General features: G+C 67.8%; 15 protein-coding genes and 2 pseudogenes. 11 read left to right on the plus strand and 6 right to left on the minus strand.

Going from position 1 to position 18,221, the window contains the following annotated elements; translation table 11 throughout:
• Positions 1-131: 131 nt before the first annotated feature.
• The 3 genes and pseudogenes from AX730_RS19365 to AX730_RS10435 form a co-directional block, all read left to right on the plus strand.
• Positions 132-485 (plus strand): annotated as a pseudogene (locus tag AX730_RS19365) (DUF1428 domain-containing protein); the annotation flags it as partial.
• Positions 465-869, plus strand: coding sequence for a DUF1428 domain-containing protein (locus AX730_RS19165; RefSeq protein WP_232310232.1), 405 nt, complete (start codon positions 465-467; stop codon positions 867-869). The pseudogene AX730_RS19365 and the gene AX730_RS19165, both read left to right, overlap by 21 nt.
• 410 nt (positions 870-1,279) lie before the next feature.
• The gene (locus AX730_RS10435; protein WP_062355857.1) at positions 1,280-3,907 is read left to right on the plus strand and encodes a TonB-dependent receptor plug domain-containing protein; all 2,628 of its coding nucleotides are present in this window, start codon (positions 1,280-1,282) and stop codon (positions 3,905-3,907) included.
• Between the two features lie 240 nt (positions 3,908-4,147).
• On the opposite strand, the pseudogene AX730_RS18485 reads toward AX730_RS10435, so the two are convergent.
• The 5 genes and pseudogenes from AX730_RS18485 to AX730_RS10465 form a co-directional block, all read right to left on the minus strand.
• Positions 4,148-4,960, minus strand: a pseudogene (locus AX730_RS18485) (TIGR03915 family putative DNA repair protein); the annotation flags it as partial.
• A gap of 8 nt (positions 4,961-4,968) precedes the next feature.
• Positions 4,969-6,222: a putative DNA modification/repair radical SAM protein gene (locus tag AX730_RS10450; protein WP_062355864.1), complete on the minus strand. Its 1,254-nt coding sequence runs from the start codon at positions 6,220-6,222 to the stop codon at positions 4,969-4,971.
• A 309-nt stretch (positions 6,223-6,531) separates the two neighbouring features.
• Positions 6,532-7,878 (minus strand): S41 family peptidase, encoded by a 1,347-nt coding sequence (locus AX730_RS10455; protein ID WP_198147141.1) that lies wholly within the window; start codon positions 7,876-7,878, stop codon positions 6,532-6,534.
• Positions 7,879-7,960: 82 nt separating this feature from the next.
• Positions 7,961-8,635, minus strand: coding sequence for a ChrR family anti-sigma-E factor (locus tag AX730_RS10460; protein WP_062355868.1), 675 nt, complete (start codon positions 8,633-8,635; stop codon positions 7,961-7,963).
• Positions 8,632-9,258: a sigma-70 family RNA polymerase sigma factor gene (locus AX730_RS10465; RefSeq protein WP_062355870.1), complete on the minus strand. Its 627-nt coding sequence runs from the start codon at positions 9,256-9,258 to the stop codon at positions 8,632-8,634. The genes AX730_RS10460 and AX730_RS10465 overlap by 4 nt, the downstream gene beginning before the upstream one ends.
• 150 nt (positions 9,259-9,408) lie before the next feature.
• On the opposite strand from AX730_RS10465, the gene AX730_RS10470 reads away from it, so the two are divergent.
• The 8 genes from AX730_RS10470 to AX730_RS10505 all read left to right on the plus strand — a co-directional run bounded on the left by AX730_RS10470 (position 9,409) and on the right by AX730_RS10505 (position 16,935).
• Entirely contained in the window at positions 9,409-10,200 is a 792-nt protein-coding gene (locus AX730_RS10470) for a hypothetical protein (protein ID WP_062355873.1), read from the plus strand.
• Between the two features lie 67 nt (positions 10,201-10,267).
• Complete coding sequence (locus AX730_RS10475; protein WP_062355877.1) at positions 10,268-11,221, plus strand: acyl-CoA desaturase; 954 nt, start codon at positions 10,268-10,270, stop codon at positions 11,219-11,221.
• 2 nt (positions 11,222-11,223) lie between these two features.
• Positions 11,224-12,510: an NAD(P)/FAD-dependent oxidoreductase gene (locus AX730_RS10480; protein WP_062355930.1), complete on the plus strand. Its 1,287-nt coding sequence runs from the start codon at positions 11,224-11,226 to the stop codon at positions 12,508-12,510.
• Positions 12,507-13,283 (plus strand): DUF1365 domain-containing protein, encoded by a 777-nt coding sequence (locus AX730_RS10485; RefSeq protein ID WP_062355880.1) that lies wholly within the window; start codon positions 12,507-12,509, stop codon positions 13,281-13,283. Before AX730_RS10480 ends, AX730_RS10485 begins: the two co-directional genes overlap by 4 nt.
• Complete coding sequence (locus AX730_RS10490) at positions 13,280-14,533, plus strand: SAM-dependent methyltransferase (protein WP_062355883.1); 1,254 nt, start codon at positions 13,280-13,282, stop codon at positions 14,531-14,533. Before AX730_RS10485 ends, AX730_RS10490 begins: the two co-directional genes overlap by 4 nt.
• Entirely contained in the window at positions 14,530-15,327 is a 798-nt protein-coding gene (locus AX730_RS10495) for a DUF1295 domain-containing protein (protein ID WP_062355886.1), read from the plus strand. The genes AX730_RS10490 and AX730_RS10495 overlap by 4 nt, the downstream gene beginning before the upstream one ends.
• The gene (locus AX730_RS10500; protein ID WP_062355889.1) at positions 15,324-16,406 is read left to right on the plus strand and encodes an SAM-dependent methyltransferase; all 1,083 of its coding nucleotides are present in this window, start codon (positions 15,324-15,326) and stop codon (positions 16,404-16,406) included. The genes AX730_RS10495 and AX730_RS10500 overlap by 4 nt, the downstream gene beginning before the upstream one ends.
• Position 16,407: 1 nt before the next feature.
• Positions 16,408-16,935 (plus strand): lipocalin family protein, encoded by a 528-nt coding sequence (locus AX730_RS10505; protein ID WP_062355892.1) that lies wholly within the window; start codon positions 16,408-16,410, stop codon positions 16,933-16,935.
• A 33-nt stretch (positions 16,936-16,968) separates the two neighbouring features.
• Here AX730_RS10505 and AX730_RS10510 read toward each other — a convergent pair whose 3' ends face one another.
• Positions 16,969-18,108, minus strand: a complete 1,140-nt coding sequence (locus tag AX730_RS10510) for a c-type cytochrome (protein WP_062355895.1) — start codon at positions 18,106-18,108, stop codon at positions 16,969-16,971.
• Positions 18,109-18,221 lie beyond the last annotated feature (113 nt).

Below are 18,221 nucleotides of genomic sequence, written 5' to 3' on the forward strand. Positions count from 1 at the left end.
TCACGCCGCCGTTCCGGCGGGTCGGGCAGATTGCATGACGACCCTCGCCGGCGGGTTGTCGAAATCCGCCTGGCCCGCGCGTCGCGTTCAGGAGGGCGCCATCCCGGCGCTGCATTCCCCGGAGGTCTCCCATGCCGTACATCGATGGTTTCGTGGCCGCCGTGCCCACCGCCAACAAGCAGACGTTCATCGACCACGCCAACCTCGGCGATCCCGTGTTCATCGAACAGGGGGCCACGCGCGTGGTCGAATGCTGGGAGGACGATGTGCCGGACGGCAAGGTCACCGACTTCCGCAAGACCGTGCAGGCGAAGGAAGACGAAAGCGTGCTGTTTTCATGGATCGAATGGCCCGACAAGGCCACACGCGATGCCGGCATGAAGAAGATGATGGACGACCCGCGCATGTCGCCTGAGAACAATCCGATGCCGTTCGATGGCAAGCGGCTGATCTACGGCGGCTTCGTGCCAGCACTCGAACTCGGCACGCCCGACGCGTCATCGCCCTATGTGGATGGCTTCATCCTCGCCGTGCCGACGCGGGCGAAGGCGGCCTTCATCGAGCACGCCACGATCTTCGACACGTTCTTCATGGACTTTGGCGCGACCCGCATCATCGAAGGCTGGGGCGATGACGTACCGCATGGCAAGCAGACGGATTTCTTCCGCTCCGTGCAGGCCAGGGACGATGAAACGGTGGCGTTCTCCTGGGTGGAATGGCCCGACAAGGCCACGCGCGATGCCGGCATGAAGAAGATGATGGAAGACCCCCGCATGGATCCGGCCAACCAGGACAATCCGCCGATGCCCTTCGACGGCCAGCGCATGATCTTCGGCGGTTTCGTTCCCGTGGTGGAACTGCGCGCCTGATCCAGTCGGGCGCCGGCGTGGACGCCCCGCCCCGGCGCCACACCGACCGCGCGTGACGCGTCGTTGATGTCGCGCATGCACACGCTCACATACATGCGTGTACACCTGTTCCGCGCCGTTCGCACGATGCTGGCGCACGACGCACCACGCCAGTGCGCGAAGGAAAAAGCGTATGGAAACCGCACGCTTCAGGACATAACGCGGATTACCTTCGCGTCATTGCAGCTCGCCCTGTGATCGTCTGCTCACTTCACGCACTTCGCCGCCGCCTAAGGTGGATCTGGTAACACGACGCTGTTGCGCAACAGCGTTACGCCGGTTACCGATGTGCGTGGGATGCGCGCGCTTCATTGCATCCCGCACACGAGAGAGATCCTCCACTTCCAACGCACTATTCAGGGGCGCAACGCATGGGCAAGAGAGAGCAGCCGTACGCACGTGTTTTCAGGACGCCGCTGGCATCCGCAGTGAGATGGGCGCTGGTCGCGGCCACCGTCGTCGGCAGCGGCAACACCGTCGCGCAGACGGCGGAACCGGCGGCGACGCCAGCCGCCACACCGGCCGCCGAGGAGGCCACCACGCTCGACACGGTCTCCGTGCTCGGCAGCCGCAGCCAGCCGCGCTCGGTGTCGACGTCCGCCGTGCCGATCGACATCATCACTGCCGAGGAATTCCGCAACCAGGGCGCCACGGATGCGCTCGACCAGCTGCGCGTGCTGGTGCCATCGTTCAACGTCAGCACCATCCCGATCGACGATGCCGCCAGCCTCATCCGCCCCGCCAACCTGCGTGGCCTGCCGCCGGACAACACCCTGGTACTGCTCAACGGCAAGCGGTTCCATCGTTCGGCCGTCATCACCTTCCTCGGCCATGGCCTGTCGGACGGCGCACAGGGTCCCGACCTGTCGGTGTTCCCGTCGATGGCACTGGAGCAGGTCGAAGTGCTGCGAGACGGCGCCGCGGCGCAGTACGGTTCCGACGCCATCGCCGGCGTCATCAACTTCGGCCTGAAGAAGATCAGCGAGGGCGGCGCTTTCGAGGCGTTCGCCGGCCAGTACTACAAAGGCGACGGCTTCACCACGCAGTACACCGCGCAGATCGGCCTGCCGCTGACCTCGCGCGGATACGCCACGCTGACCGCGGAATGGCGCAACGTCGAAGCCACCTCGCGCAGCGTGCAGCGCAACGACGCGGCGGCGGCGATCGCCGCGGGTTATCCGGACGTGCCGGTACCGGCGCAGATCTGGGGTTCGCCGGAGGTCAACGACGACATCAAGTTCGTCGCCAACCTGGGCATCAGCGGCGACACCGTCGATGTCTACCTGTTCGGCAATTACGCGCAGCGCGATGTCGATGGCGGCTTCTACTTCCGTGATCCGACCGCGCGTTCCGGCGTCTACTCCAACGATGGCGGCGAAACGCTGCTGATCGGCAACACCACCGGCGTCGGTGCGTGTCCGACCATCGCGTTGCGCGACGGCGCGGGCAATCTCATCCCGTACGGCACGGTCAGCTCGGCCGTGGCGGCGCTGCCCTCCAACTGCTTCACCTTCCTCTCGTCGTTGCCCGGCGGCTTCACGCCACGCTTCGGCGGTTCGTTGGAGGACGTGTCGGTGGTCGGCGGCGTCAAGGGCACCTGGGGCAATGCGTGGCATTGGGATGCCAGCGTGACCTACGGCCGCAACGACATCGACTTCACCATCTACAACACGGTCAACGCCTCGCTCGGGGCGGCGCAACCCGACGGCCTGCGCTTCTTTCCCGGAGGCAATACGCAGACCGAGAAAGGCGTGAACTTCGATGTCGGCACCGACATCGAAACGTCGTTCACCACGCAACCGGTGCGCCTGTCGGCCGGTACGGAATGGCGCGTGGAGAGCTTCCAGGTCAAGTCGGGCGACGGGCCGTCCACCGCCATCGGCCCGCTGACGCAGCAGGGCTTCGCACTGGGGTCCAACGGCTTCAACGGCTTCAGCGCACGCACGGCCGGCGAGTGGGATCGCAAGAACTGGGCGGTCTACCTGGACATGGAGGCGCAGTTCACCGAGCGGTTCCTGCTGGCCGCCGCCGTGCGTCGCGAGGATTTCGACGACTTCGGCAGCACCACCAACGGCAAGCTGACCGGCCGCTTCGACGTCAGCGACACGTTCGCGCTGCGCGGTGCCGTCAACACCGGCTTCCGTGCGCCCACGCCCGGCCAGGCCAACATCAGCCAGATCACCACGGCGTTCGAAGGCAGCGCGCTGATCGACATCGCCACGTTGCCGCCGACCAATCCCATCGCACAGCTGAAGGGTTCCCGCGCGCTCACGCCGGAAGAATCCCGCAGCGCGTCGCTGGGCATGGTATGGAGCAGCGGCGACTGGCTGGTGACCGTTGACGGCTACCGCATCCAGGTGGAAGACCGCATCGCGCTGAGTACCAGCTTCGAGCTGACCGACGCGGAACGCGCGGCGCTGGTGGCCTCGGGCAATCCGGAAGCGGCCTCGCTCAACTCGGTGACCTACTTCGGCAACGCCTTCGACACGACCACCACCGGCGTCGACGTGGTGACCAGCGTCGAAACCGGGCATCTTGGCGGCAAGACGACGTACGCGCTGGCGGCGAACTGGAACCGGTCCAAGGTGGATCGCTACGACGCGAACTTCATCAACGAGGCCCGCGTCTACAAGATCGAGGAGTCGCTGCCGAAGACCAAGGGCTACTTCAGCATCAACCACCAGCGCGAAGTCTTCCACGCCAACCTGCGCCTCAGCTACTACGGTTCGTGGTACGAGGACCACCTGGACAGCGGCGCCATCCGGGTCGAGGACGGCGGTCTGCCGATCTACGAGGGCAGCAAGGTGATCGTCGATGCCGAGGTGGGCTGGAGGTTCCCGACGGGCCTGTACGTCAATGTCGGCGCGCAGAACCTCTTCGACGAAACCCCGAACGACAATCCGTGGGGTGCCGCGGTCGCCGGTGCGGCGTATCCGGTGCACTCGCCGTACGGCTTCAACGGCGGCTTCTACTACGCCCGCGTGGGCTGGAAGTTCTGATCGCGCAATAAGCGGAGGCCGGTGTCCCGCGCGGGCACCGGCTTCCGGATCGGCTCGGTGTCGCCCCTCGCGCGACGCCCTTCGCCACCTCTGTGGCCAGCGCTCGCCGTCACGGGTGCGCGTGATGGCCAAGCCACGGGGCGCCCACTGCGCCATGCGGGCCTGGTGCATCCCGACGCACCGCTTCCCGGCCTCGGCTGATCGCGGGACCAGGACGAACGCGAAGCGCAGGCGCCACGACGGCGGCTTGCGTTCCGGAATGCGCCGTCGTGGCGCCTGCGCTTCGCGTTCGTCCATCTCGCGCACGCGACGCCCGGCGTCGCGGATCAGGTCCGGCAACAGATGCGTCTCCGGCAGATGCTTCCAGTACTTCTGCGGCATCTCCTGCTGCATCATCCGTGTATTGAGCCGCGCGGGATTGAAGATGTTGGCGTAGTAGGTCCGCCACAACGCATCCTCAGCATCGTCGGCGGGCGCATCCGAGCGCTGCGCGCCCTCGCCGGCCCACAACTGCCCGCCATCCCATTGCACGCTGCGATACGGGGTGAGAATCGCCCAGCGCATGCCGGCGAAGCGGCGCATGAAGAATGGCGCAACGCGATCGACGATGTAGTGGTCGGGTTCGAACCACGCGATGTAGGTCTCGTCCTCGCCATCGACCTGGCGGAACCGCACGAACGCCTTCATCTTGTGCGCATCGCGGCGCACGGCCTGCGCCCAGCGCGTCGCACGGTGCACATCGGCATCGGTCGCGCGGTCCAGCAACGCGCGTTCGCCGTTGCCGATCCGCCATAGCAGGCGGTACAGCAGCGCATGCCGGCCGGCCTCGCGATGGCACAGCACCGAGGCGGCGAAGGCCATGAACTCGGCCGGCACCGACAAACCATTCCGCTGTACGGGCTGCTCGATTACGCCCGCGGCCGCGAGCAGCTCACCCTGCGCATCGGCCTGCCACTCGACCGCGTCCGGCGGCAGCTTCGCTTCCCACGCATGGCGGGCCTGCACGCGCCAGGCATCCAGGTCCCACGCAGGCGTCACGGTGGCGCGGAACATCGCCCGTTTCAGCCGAACAGGTCGGCCTGGCGCGGCGCCGGCGCCAGTTCGCGCCGCAGCCGCACCGGATCGTCCAGGCGCTGGCGCGGGTGATGGTCGAGCAGCACCACGAACGGCAGCACTTTCTGCAGCGGCGCACGCAAGCGCGCCAGGTCGGCCACGCGCAGCTTGCCCTGCCGGCGCGAATCGAGGATGCGCTGCACGTTGCGCGCGCCCAGCCCCGGCACCCGCAGCAGGGTCTCGCGCGGCGCGGTGTTCAGATCGACCGGGAACTGTTCGGCATGGCGCAGCGCCCACGCCAGCTTGGGGTCCACATCCAGGTCCAGCATGCCGCCCTGCCTACCGAGGTCGTCGACGATCTCCTTCACGTCGAAACCGTAGAACCGCAGCAGCCAGTCCGCCTGGTACAGGCGGTGCTCGCGCAACAGCGGCGGCGCGCGCAGCGGCAGCTGCGTGGAGGCGTCGGGAATCGGGCTGAAGGCGGAGTAGTAGACGCGCCGCATGCGGAACTGGCCGTACAGCGCATCGCTGGTCTGCAGGATGGCGCGATCGTCGGCCGCATCGGCGCCGACGATCATCTGCGTGCTCTGCCCGGCCGGCGCGAATTTCGGCGGCCGCTTCCGTTTGGGTTGTTGCGCTTCCTGCTTGCTGGGTTTCGCTGCCTGGATGCGCCAGTGCAGTTCGCCCATCGCATCGCGGATGCCCTGCGCTTCCTTCTGCGGCGCCAGCTGCTTGAGACCCGCTTCGGTCGGCAGTTCGACGTTGATGCTCAGGCGATCGGCGTAGCGGCCGGCGGCGGCAAGCAGTTCCGGCGAGGCTTCCGGAATCGTCTTCAGGTGGATGTAGCCGGCGAAGCGGTGGTCCTCGCGCAGGCTGCGCGCCACCTCCACCATCTGCTCCATCGTGTAGTCGCCATTGCGGATGATGCCGCTGGAGAGGAACAGGCCCTCGATGTAGTTGCGCTTGTAGAACTCCAGCGTCAGCCGCACGACTTCGGCGGTGGCGAAGCGGGCGCGCGGCACGTTGCTGGACACGCGGTTGACGCAGTACGCGCAATCGTAGATGCAGAAGTTGGTCAGCAGGATCTTGAGCAGCGACACGCAACGCCCGTCCGGCGTGTACGAGTGGCAGATGCCCATGCCCTCGGTGCTGCCGATCCCGCCCTTGCCCAGCGAATGCCGCTTGCCCGCGCCGCTGGACGCGCAAGATGCGTCGTACTTGGCGGCATCGGCGAGGATCGCGAGCTTGTCCTTCAGTTGCATGGCGTCATCTTATCGGGCGCCCGCTCACGTGATGAGACGATGCGAGCACGCTCGGGAAGCGAGAGACCGCAATCAGGGCGAGACGTGGCGAGTCGCGCCCTCAATGCTGCACGCCACGCAATGCTTCGCGATGCGCGTTCAGCTTTGTCATGCATGGCCGTGATCTACGGTGGAGCGCATGCGGGTTCTACGAGACCGCAGGAGAAACAGATTCAGCGCATTGAGAGTTTCTGGTGCGCGACGATGTCGGCGGAACGCCACGTTGGCTGTAACGTCACCTCGTCCGCGCGGCACGGCGACCCGGATCACTCACCGCGTGCAGCCCGTCAACATCGCGACGGCGTGCGGTACCGCGTCCGGCTCCGGGACTTCTTCATCGGGCATGAGGCTTGCGCCATAGGCGTGGCCGGTACGGTCGACGAAGCGAACGGTGGTCAGCTTCAATCCCGCGCCGCCGGGCAAGGAAAACAACTGGTTTCCCGTGCTCAACCCAGCCGTCGGCTGGCCCACGCTGCGCGCATGTGGACGCCCGCGGAATGCGACTGCGACGGCTTCGCCGGAGCTGGCCGTCTTGGCTCCCGTGACCACCACCACCGGGACCAAGGAAAGATCGGGTGCACGTACATCCGGCGGCGCGATCTTCCAGGGCTGCTGCTTGCCCTCCCTGTCACGCATGTAGCCGGTAGTTGCATCACCCAGCAGCGAGCGCAAGCCGGACAGCATCGGCCACATGTTGCCGCCGCCGTTGCCGCGCAGGTCCACGACCCAGCCACACGACACCCTCGGTGCATGCGACGCGATAGCCGACGCAAGACTACGTGCGAATGCCTCTCCCGCGGTTGCGTCCGTACCGCTGAAGGCAGGCACCGAGATGATGCCAACCGCGTCCCGCACCTCCACGGCGGGCGCGAACGACGGCACGCCCACCGATGAAAAGCGCTGGAACATGCTCGGCGGCAACAGGCCGCTATGGCGATCCCCAAGCTTCCCCAGCAACGAACGGATCACGCCGTAGGCGTCATCGGCCGTATGCGCTTGCTGCATCTGATGCGCGATATCGACCTGTTCCTGGCGCCATTGGATGCGGTCCGCATTCAATGCGTTATCCCGGATCAGCTTGAACGCGTCGTTGACGATGAGGGATGGCGATACGCCATCATCCGATGATGGTGGCGCGTGCTCCAGACGCAGGTTGCGAACGGCCATGCGCCCCGTGCCGTTCAATAGCGGACCGACCAGCAGCCGTTCGGCCGTAGCAGGCACATAGATATCCACCTCGCGCAGCACGTCGTCAGTCGTGCCGGATACCGGTTCGTTCTGTGTATTGGCGAACGCAACGCGACCGGACGCGGCATCGGCCCGCAGCCACACGCCTGCGGCCCCTTCGACGTTGCGCGTGCTGATGCGGCCCGACAGACGTACCCGTTGTTGTCGGTAGGGTGTCGCGTCGATCACGACAGAACCGCCGCCGAAGCCCTTGGCCGCGCCCGGCTTCGACTGCACGGCCAGCGATGCACCTTCGGCCGACAACACATCGCCGCCGCCATCCAGCGCGTAGTTCGCCGTTTCGCCGACCGGATTCCACGACATCGGCGCCGCCATGGCCGCCGGCATCATCACGCCAAGCAGCCACGCCACCCATCCTTGCGTCTTCATCGCCTGCATTCCTTGCCTGGATGCGGCAGACGCTAGGGCATCGGCGGCACCACGACAAGAGGTTCCCGAACGAACGCAGCCGTTACAGCTTGAACAACGGCTGCAGCTTCCGCGCCAGCCAGCCCGGGAACCGCAGCGGGGCATCCAGCGCCGACACGCAGATGCAGGCCGCACCAGGCACGGTCACCGGCTGGTGTTCGACGTCGCTGTCGAGGTCGGCCACATCACCGGGGGCGAAGTGGCCCAGCGCGTCGTGGTACGCGCCGCGCAGGATCTGGGTCAGCTCGGTGCCGCCATGGCTGTGCACCGGCATGCTGCGGCCTGGGCCGATCTTCAACATCAGCAACGTGCCGCTCTTCGTCCCGCGCGCACGGATGCAATGCACGCCGGGCGCCATCCAGCGCCACTTCAAGGCGCGGTAGGAGGTGCCGAAATACGGATGCAGCGGTGCCGGCAGGCGGTCGTCGGCTTCATAGGGTGCGGTGCGCGGCGACGGCGCGGCGGCCGGCGCTGGCATGTCATCCAGCTGCGACAGCATGGCGGCGCGCAGGCCGGCGAACCGCTCCGTCGCCGCGATGGCCGCCGGCTGCTGGTGCTCGATCAGCTGCCCGCCGATGCGCTCGGCCTCGTCGACGCGTGCACGGCAGTGCGCACAGGTCTCCAGGTGCGTGGCGGCGACGATCGCGATTTCGACCGCGAGGGCGCCGGCCGCGTAGCTGACCACGGTGGACGGATCGAGATGATGGTGCGGATTCACGACTGACCTCGTACAAGACCCTGCAGGCGCAGGAACGCGCGCCGCAGGTGCGACTTCACCGTGCCCAGCGGCATGTGCAGCTCGTCGGCGATGTCCTGGTGGCTCTTGGCTTCGAAATACGACATACGCATCAAACGGGCCTGCACGGCGGGCAGTTCCTCGATGCGGCGCTGCAGGTGCGCGTGTTCCGCATAGTCTTCGGCCGAGGTGAAGGGACGGGCCAGTTCCTCGTCCGACGCGGGGCATGCGTCGTCCAGCACCTGCACCCAGCCCGGCTCGCGTCGCACACGGTCGATATGCAGGTTGCGGCCGATGCGGAACAGCCACGTCGACACCGCGCCCTGCTGCGGGTCGTACATCGCCGCACGCTGCCACAGGCGCAACAGGGCTTCCTGCGACAGTTCCTCGGCCACCGGTTCGGGGCAGCCGAGCCCGCGCAGGTACAGGCACAGCCGCGGCATGAAGTGGTCATAGATGCGCATGAAGCTGGCACGGTCGCGCAGGCGCGCGACGGCGATCATGTCGCCGGTCCAGTCATGGGCATCCCGTGGCGAGGGCGTGGGTGTGGACACCGGCCGGGCCGTCCCGAAGGACGACGGTTTCCTTGTGAAGTCGGACGGCATGGTATGCCAGTTCCCGTTGCGGCTCGTGATGGCGGGCTTTACGCGCAAGTCAGGACTTTGGATGCAGCCCCGCGGTGGCAGCGGGATGCATCCATCCACGCCGCCTCACCGTAAGGGACATCATCCTCCCCACTGGCGCTCCGCATGCCCATGCCCGCACGCCCTCGCCTGCTGCTGCTCCCCGCCGCCCTGCTGCTCGCTTCGGCCGGCAGCCGGGCGGAGGCGAACACCGACATCGAGCAGCAGGAAGCGCAGGCCTACGCGCGCAGCGGCACCGCCTTGCTCTACCGCGAATCGCACTGGCGTTACCGGCAGGATGGCGGCGCGCGCCGGCTGGTGCTGTACCGCTGTCCCGACGGCCGCGCGTTCGCGCGCAAGACGGTGATCGAGCGATCACGCGCGCAGGCGCCGGATTTCGACTTCGAGGACGCCCGCGACGGCTACCGCGAAGGCGTTCGCAGCGGACCACGGGGACGCGTGGTGTACGTCCGCACCGATACCGCCGCCAGGCAGAAGGAACGTGCCCTCGCCGTCCCCGACGACGGCGTGATCGATGCCGGCTTCGATGCGAGCGTGCGATTGCACTGGACGGCGCTGCGTGCCGGCCGTGGCGTGACGCAGCCGTTCCTGCTACCCAGCCGCATGGCGTTCATGCCGGTGCGCCTGACACCGGATGCATCGGTCAGCTGGAACGGCATCCCGGCGAAGCGCCTGACGATGCGCCTGGACCGCTGGTACGGCTTCGTCGCACCGACGATGCAGCTGACCTACGCCGATGCCGACCAGCGACTGCTGGAGTTCGCCGGCATCGCGACGATCCGCGACGGCGCGGGAAAGCATCAGGATGTACGCATCGTCTTTCCGAAGCCCGCGATGGCGTCCGACGCGCGCGCCCTGCAGACGGCGCTGGCGACGCCGCTGGTCACCACGTGCGCAGGGTGAACGGGTTTCCCGCATCCAATCGCGCCGTCGCCACGTATGTCTCCTGAACGCAGCGGAGACACCTGCAATGCCGGCCAGTGCACCCCCACCCTCTTCACTCGCGTCGCGCGGCCTGGCCACGCTGCGCCGGTGGTTCGATACGCAGGGGCGAGACACGGACGCTGCCAGCCCTGACCCGCGTATCGACTGGCTGCGTGCCGTGCCCTTCATCGGCATGCACCTGGCCTGCGTGGCGGTGCTGTGGGTCGGCGTGTCGTTGACCGCCGTGATCGTCGCGGTCGCGCTGTATGCCGTGCGCATGTTCGCCATCACCGGCTTCTACCATCGCTATTTCTCGCACCGCACGTTTCGCACCTCGCGGGTGCTGCAGTTCGTCTTCGCGCTGATCGGCGCTTCCAGCGTGCAACGCGGGCCGCTGTGGTGGGCGGCACACCATCGCAACCACCATCGGCATGCCGATACCGCGGCCGATCCGCACTCGCCCTCCGTGCACGGCTTCTGGTGGAGCCACGCAGGCTGGTTCCTCACCCGCGACGGCTTCCGCACCGACTGGTCGCGTATTCCCGACCTGGCCGGCTATCCGGAACTGCGCTGGCTGGACCGCTACGACACGGTGGTGCCGGTGGTGCTGGCCGCCGCACTCTACGGCCTCGGCGTGCTGCTCGACCGCATCGCCCCGCAGCTGGGCACCAGCGGGCCGCAGCTGCTGGTGTGGGGCTTCTTCGTCTCCACCGTCGTGCTGTTCCATGCCACGGTCACGATCAATTCGCTGGCGCACCGCTACGGCAAGCGCCGTTTCGACACGCGCGACGACAGCCGCAACAACCTGTGGCTGGCCCTGCTGACGTTCGGCGAGGGCTGGCACAACAACCATCACTTCTTCCCCGGCACGGCCCGGCAGGGATTCCGCTGGTGGGAGGTCGACCTCACCTGGTACGGGCTGCGCGTGCTCGCACTGTTCGGACTGGTCCGCGATCTCAAGCCGGTGCCCGCGTGGGTGCTCGCGAAGGCGAGGCCCTGAGCATGCGCATCGCCGTGATCGGATCGGGCATCGCCGGGCTGGCCTCCGCCTGGTGGCTGTCGAAGCGACATGAGGTGGTGCTCTACGAGGCCAACGACTATCTCGGTGGTCATACGCATACGCATGAGGTGGAACAGGCCGGCCGGCGCTACGCCATCGACAGCGGCTTCATCGTCTTCAATCCCGACAACTATCCCTTGCTGTGCGGCCTGTTCGATGAACTCGGGGTGGCGTCGCAGCCAACCACCATGAGCTTTTCGGTCCACAGCGAGCGCAGCGGCGTGGAATACAACGCGACCAGCCTGGACGGCCTGTTCTGCCAGCGCCGCAACCTGGTGTCGCCGCGCTTCCTCGGCATGCTGAAGGACCTGGCGCGCTTCTACCGGGAAGCGCCCGCGCTGCTGACCGGCGACGACGCGGGTCCGACGCTTGGCGACTACCTGCACGCAGGCGGCTACGGCGCGGCGTTCCGCGACGAACACCTGGTCCCGATGGCATCGGCGCTGTGGTCGTCGCCGCCGGATCGCATCCTGGCGTTCCCCGCGCGCTACCTGGTGCAGTTCATGGCGCACCACCAGATGCTGACGCTGGGACGGCGCGCGCCGTGGCGCGTGGTGACCGGCGGATCCGCCACCTATGTGCGCGCACTGCGGCATCGCTGGTCGGTGCAGGAACGCGTGTCGTGCCCCGTGTATGCGGTGACCCGCGATGCGCACGGTGTCGAGCTGATCAGTGAAGCCGGACGCGAACGCTACGACCACGCGGTGCTGGCCTGCCACAGCGACACCACGCTGGCGCTGCTGCAGCAGGACATCGACGCGCGCGAGCGCGAGATCCTCGGCGCGATCCGCTACCAGACCAACGACACCGTGCTGCATACCGACGCGCGCCTGCTACCGCGCCGTCGCAAGGCCTGGGCGGCGTGGAATGCGCACGTACCACGCGCCCCCGATGCGCCGTGCACGGTCAGCTACTGCATGAACCTGTTGCAGGGCGTCGTGTCGCCCGAGCCCTTCGTCGTCACGCTCAACCGCAGCGACGACATCGATCCCGCCCGCGTGCTGCGCCGCATGCAGTACCGGCACCCCGTCTACGATCACGCCATGGTCGCCGCGCAGCAGCGTCGCCACGAGATCCAGGGACATCGCCGCACGTGGTTCGCCGGTGCGTACTGGGGCTGGGGCTTCCACGAGGACGGCATCCGCAGCGCACACGATCTGGTCAACGCGTTCGAGGCACGTCACCTGGCCGCCGATGTACCGCATCGGCGCGAGGCCGTGACCGCATGAAGGCACCGCTCGCCAGTGCGGTGTACGAAGGCTGGGTGCGCCATCGCCGGCACGTGCCGCGACCGCACGCCTTCCGCTACCGCATGGCGCAGCTCTACCTGGACCTGGATGAGCTGGAGCAGGTGTTCGCGCGCCGCTGGCTATGGTCGATCGGCCGGCGCAACCTGGCCGAGTTCCGGCGCAGCGACTACCTCGCGCCGCACGACCAGCCGCTCGCCGAGGCCGTGCGCGACCGCGTCGCGCGGCGGCTGGGGCGACGCCCCGAAGGCCCTGTCCGCCTGCTCACGCACCTGCGCTACGGCGGCCTCGTGTTCAACCCGGTGAGCTTCTACTACTGCTTCCAGCCCGACGGCACCACGCTGGATGCGGTGCTGGCGGAGATCACCAACACACCGTGGCGCGAGCGGCACAGTTACGTGTTGCCGGTGCAGGAAGGCGCGCCGCGTGGCGATGGCTGGGAATGGGGGTTCGACAAGGCCTTCCATGTCTCGCCGTTCCTGCCGATGGACTGCGACTACCTTTGGCGCTTCAACTCGCCGGACGACGCGCTGCGCGTGCACATGCAGGTCGCACGCGAAGGCCAGTGCGCTTTCGACGCCACCTTGACGCTGCAGCGCCGACCCTTGAATGGCGCATCGCTGGCACGCGTGCTGTGGCGCTACCCGCTGATGACTGCGCAGGTGGTCGGCGGCATCCACTGGCAGGCGTTGCGCCTGTGGCTGAAGCGCACGCCGGTCCACGACCACCCTTCCCTCTCCCGCGAAGCCCCATGAACGAGATCGCAGACGTTTCCCCTCCGCCGGTGTACGGCGCGCTCGACCGCTCGCTGCGCACGCAGCTGCTCGCACGCCTGGATGCCCTCGCCCACGGCACGCTGGTGGTACGTGATGCGCTGGGCGAGCACCGCTTCGGCAAGGCGACCGGTGATGCGCTGCCCACCGTGCACGTCTGGGTGGACGATCCCGCGTTCTATCGCGCGATCGCCGCGCAGGGCAGTGTCGGTGCCGGCGAGGCGTACATCGCCGGCCACTGGCGCTGCGATGACCTGGTCATGCTGGTGCGGCTGCTGGTGCGCAACCGGTCGCTGCTCGACGGCATGGAAACCGGCCTCGCCCGCCTTGGTGGCTGGGCGCTGCGACGCTGGCATGCGTTCCGCCGCAACACGCGCGAAGGCAGCCGCCGCAACATCGCCGCGCACTACGACCTCGGCAACGACTTCTTCGCGCTGTTCCTGTCGCCCGACCTGATGTACTCGTCGGCGATGTTCGCCTCGGCGGACGACGACCTCGACACCGCCTCCTTCCGCAAGCTCGATGCGGTGTGCCGCAAGCTGCAGTTGTCGCCGGCTGATCGCGTGATCGAGATCGGCACCGGCTGGGGCGGCTTCGCGCTGCATGCCGCACGCCACTACGGTTGCCATGTCACCACGACCACCATCTCGCGCGAGCAGCACGCCCTGGCCAGCCAGCGCGTCGCAGAGGCCGGACTGCAGGATCGGGTGTCGTTGCTGCTGCAGGACTACCGCGACCTGCGGGGCACATACGACAAGCTGGTGTCCATCGAGATGATCGAGGCCATCGGTGCGCCGTACCTGGATACTTTCTTCGGCAAGCTGGGTGCGTTGCTGCGGCCGGGCGGACAGGCGCTGCTGCAGGCCATCACCATCGAAGACCACCGCTACGTGCAGGCGCGCGATGCGGTGGACTTCATCAAGCGCTTCGTTTTCCCCGGCAGCTTCATCCCGTCGCTGGAAGCGATGTACGGCGCCAAGACCCGCGCCAGCGACCTGCAGGTGGTGCACCAGGAGGACTTCGGTCTGTCGTACGCGTACACGCTGCGCGCCTGGCGCCGCCGTTTCCTGATGCGCCTGCAGGACGTGCGCGCGCAGGGGTTCGATGAGCGCTTCATCCGCCTGTGGGAGTTCTACCTGGCGTATTGCGAAGGCGGCTTCCTCGAACGCTCCATCGGTGTGTCGCACCTGCTGATGCAGCGACCGCTGCATGGCGCAACGGGGGCACGATGAACCTGCTGCCTGCGATCGCGATCGTCTGGGGCGTGTCCCTGTTGGCCATGACCGTCGGCTGGTGGTGGCAACGCCGCCACACCAACGCCGGCATGGTCGACGTGGTGTGGACCGCGTGCGTGGGATTCGCCGCGATTTTCCTGGCCGCCTGCGGCGATGGCGCCTGGCAGGCCCGCGTCGCGCTGGCCGTGCTCGGTGGCAGCTGGGGCCTGCGGCTGGCGGTGCACCTGTGGCAACGCGTCACCCATGAACCCGAAGACGGCCGTTACCAGTACCTGCGCGCGCACTGGCACGGCCACCAGGGCAAGTTCTACCTGTTCTTCGCCGGTCAGTCGCTGCTGGTGCTGCTGTTCGCGTTGCCGTTCGCCGCCGTGGCGCGCAGTCCGGTCGCCACGGTCTGGCCATGGATCGCACTGGCCGCGCTGATCGGCGCGGTCAGCGTGATCGGCGAAACGGTCGCCGACCGCCAGCTCGCCCGCTTCCGCGGCGATCCGGCGAATCGTGGCCGCACGTGCCGCGAAGGGCTATGGCGTTACTCGCGCCATCCCAACTACTTCTTCGAATGGCTGCACTGGTTCGCCTACATCGCGCTGGCGGCGGGCTCGCCGTGGTTCTGGCTGTCGCTGAGCGGCCCGCTGGTGATGTTCGTGTTCCTGCGCTGGATCAGCGGCATTCCGTTCACCGAAGCGCAGGCGCTGCGCACGCGTGGCGACGACTACCGCGACTACCAGCGGCGCACGCCGATGCTGTTCCCCTGGTTCCCGACACCTGCAGGCAAGGAGACGACACGATGAACACGATGGCCGGCGAACTGCCACTCGACCGACCCGCCACCGGCCTGCTCGGCCTGGCCGAACGCGGCGTGTTGCCCGACGCCGTGATCCGCGCCGGCATCCGGCGGCTGTGCGCGCAACGCCTGCGCGAAGAAAGCGAGGGCGGCCAGGCGGGCCAGGCCGCGCGCCTTGCCAAGCGCCTGCACGAGCTGCGCCGCGGCGCGGTGGCGCGGCATACCGATGCCGCCAACCGCCAGCACTACGAGCTGCCGGCGGCGTTCTTCCGCCATTGCCTCGGCCACCGGCTGAAGTACAGCAGCTGCTTCTACGCCACCGGCAACGAGACGCTGGACCAGGCCGAGGACGCGATGCTGGCGCTGTACGGCGAACGCGCCGCCCTGGCCGACGGCCAGGACATCCTCGAACTCGGCTGCGGCTGGGGCTCGCTGACGCTGTGGATGGCGGCGCGCTACCCGAATGCCCGCATCACCGCGGTGTCCAACTCGCATTCGCAGCGCGATTTCATCGAAGCGCGCTGCCAGGAACGCGGCCTGCACAACGTCCGCGTCATCACCTGCGACGTCAACCAGCTGCAGCTGGAGCAGCAGGCCTTCGACCGCTGCGTGTCGGTGGAGATGTTCGAACACGTCAGCAACCATGCGGCGCTGATGCAGCGCATCCACGATGCCCTGCGCCCCGGTGGCGCACTGTTCGTGCACATCTTCGTCCACCGCCACCTGATGTACCCGTTCGAGACGCAGGGCGAAGACAACTGGATGGGCCGGCACTTCTTCACCGGCGGCATGATGCCGTCGGCCGACCTGCTGCTGTTCTTCCAGGATCACCTGCACCTGCAGGAACGCTGGCTGCTGGATGGCACGCACTACCAGCGCACCGCCAACCACTGGCTGGCGCAGCACGACGCGCACCGCGACGAGGTGATGCCGGTGCTGCGCACGGCCTATGGCGATGCCGCCGCGTTGTGGAACCAGCGCTGGCGCATGTTCTGGATGGCCTGCGCCGAACTCTTCGGCTACCGCGACGGCCAGGAATGGCTGGTCGCGCATTACCGGTTCCAGCGTCCAACCCAGGAGCACTGACATGCGCACCCTGCCCTTCGCCTTGCTCGCCGTCATGGTCGCCAGCACGGCCGCGTGCCGCCAGGGCAACGTCAAACCGTCGATCCCCACCGCGGCCCCGGTGGACGTGGCGCGTTTCATGGGCGACTGGTACGTCATCGCCCATATCCCCTCGTTTCCCGAACGCAACGCCTACGCGGCCGTCGAGTCGTATGCGCGGTTGCCGGATGGCCGCATCCAGACCACGTTCCGTTTCCGCAAGGGCGCGCTCGACGGCCCCGAGAAGACGATGCACCCGGTCGGTACCGTCACGCCAGACACGGGCGGCGCAGTGTGGGGCATGCAGTTCGTCTGGCCGATCCAGGCCGAGTACGTCATCGCGTACGTGGATGCCGACTACCAGCAAACGATCGTCGGGCGCAGCAGGCGCGACTACGTGTGGATGATGGCGCGCACACCGACGATCACGGAGGCGGACTACCAGACGCGGCTCCGGCAGATCGAGGCGATGGGGTACGACATCACGAAGATCCGCCGCGTACCGCACTGACGGCACGCGACGGCCGATGGTCGTTCGCGGACGCTACGGTTTTGAGGGCGTTGCGGCGGGTTTGGTGGCATCGCCCGCGACCACGGGATAGCCCAGGCTGACCCAGCCCTGGATACCCTCGTACAACACCGCCGTGTTCTTGAAGCCGCCGTCCTCGCGCAAGCGTTTCACCACCGAATCCGCGGCCGCGCGCGGACATTCGCAGTAGGCGACGATCCACGTGCCATCGCGCGGCAATGCTGCGAGCGTCACGTCGCGACTGTAGTACGGGATCGGCACGGCGCCTTCGATATGCGCCATCTGCCACATCGACGTGACCCGCGTGTCCAGCAGCACCATGCGGCGCTTGGCCTTCAGTTCCCGATCGAGCGCGGCCGCACTGAGGTAGCGGCCCTCCTTCAGCTCACCGAACTCGGGTGCGCGGCCAGTCGCGTTGATCACGGCGTCGGCCAGCGCGGGCGGCGTACGCAGCGTTCGTTTGCCTGCGGCCGAGCCGGTGCTGCGGCTGCGCAGGAAGGCGGTGACGTCGTCGATCTGCGTCTTGCTCAGCACGCCGCCGAAGGCGGGCATCGGCGTGCCCTGACGACCGTTGACGATGGCGTGGCGCAGGAAGCGGTCCGGCGTCAGCGCCAGCATTGCGGCATTGCCCAGCGCGGTGCCGGTGCCGCCTTCGCCCTTCGTGCCGTGGCAGGTCGCGCACTGCTGCGCGTACACCGCGGCACCGCGCGTGGCATCACCGATGGTGCGGTCGAGCGAATGGTTTCCCATGTCGATGGCCTCCACGGCGGCGGTCTTCCGCAGCCAGCGCAGCATGTCGCCGATCTCCTGCCGGGTCATCGGTCCGCCGACTTCGTCGAGGTAGCCGCCCATCGGCGTGCCCTGGCGACCGTAGCCGATGGCCTCGCCCAGCACCGGGAATTCGGATTCCAGCAACGACCTCGATCGCAACGACGGCGCATGGTCGTTGACGTGGCCCTCGCGGTCGCGGCCATGGCACAGCGCGCAGTAGCGCTGGTAGTTGTCGCCCGCGCGCCTGGCCGCTTCGTCGGTGAGTACGGCCGGCGGGCGCGATGCCGGCGACGGCGCGGCGGGCGGTGCCTGCGCCGCGGTGACGCGCGTCAGTCCCCCGATCAGCAGCAGTAAGGCAGTCCGGACAACGAGGCGGTGCGTCATGGCGGATCCTTGGCGGGCGGCGAGCGGGCTGGATGCAGGATATCCACGCGGGGATGCGCCGGCACAGGCCACCGCCGTCGCAACCTCCCGTGCCGCCGCGTCCTTCGGCGGGC

Source organism: Pseudoxanthomonas mexicana (assembly GCF_001556105.1).
In the GTDB taxonomy this organism is placed as follows: domain Bacteria; phylum Pseudomonadota; class Gammaproteobacteria; order Xanthomonadales; family Xanthomonadaceae; genus Pseudoxanthomonas_A; species Pseudoxanthomonas_A mexicana_A.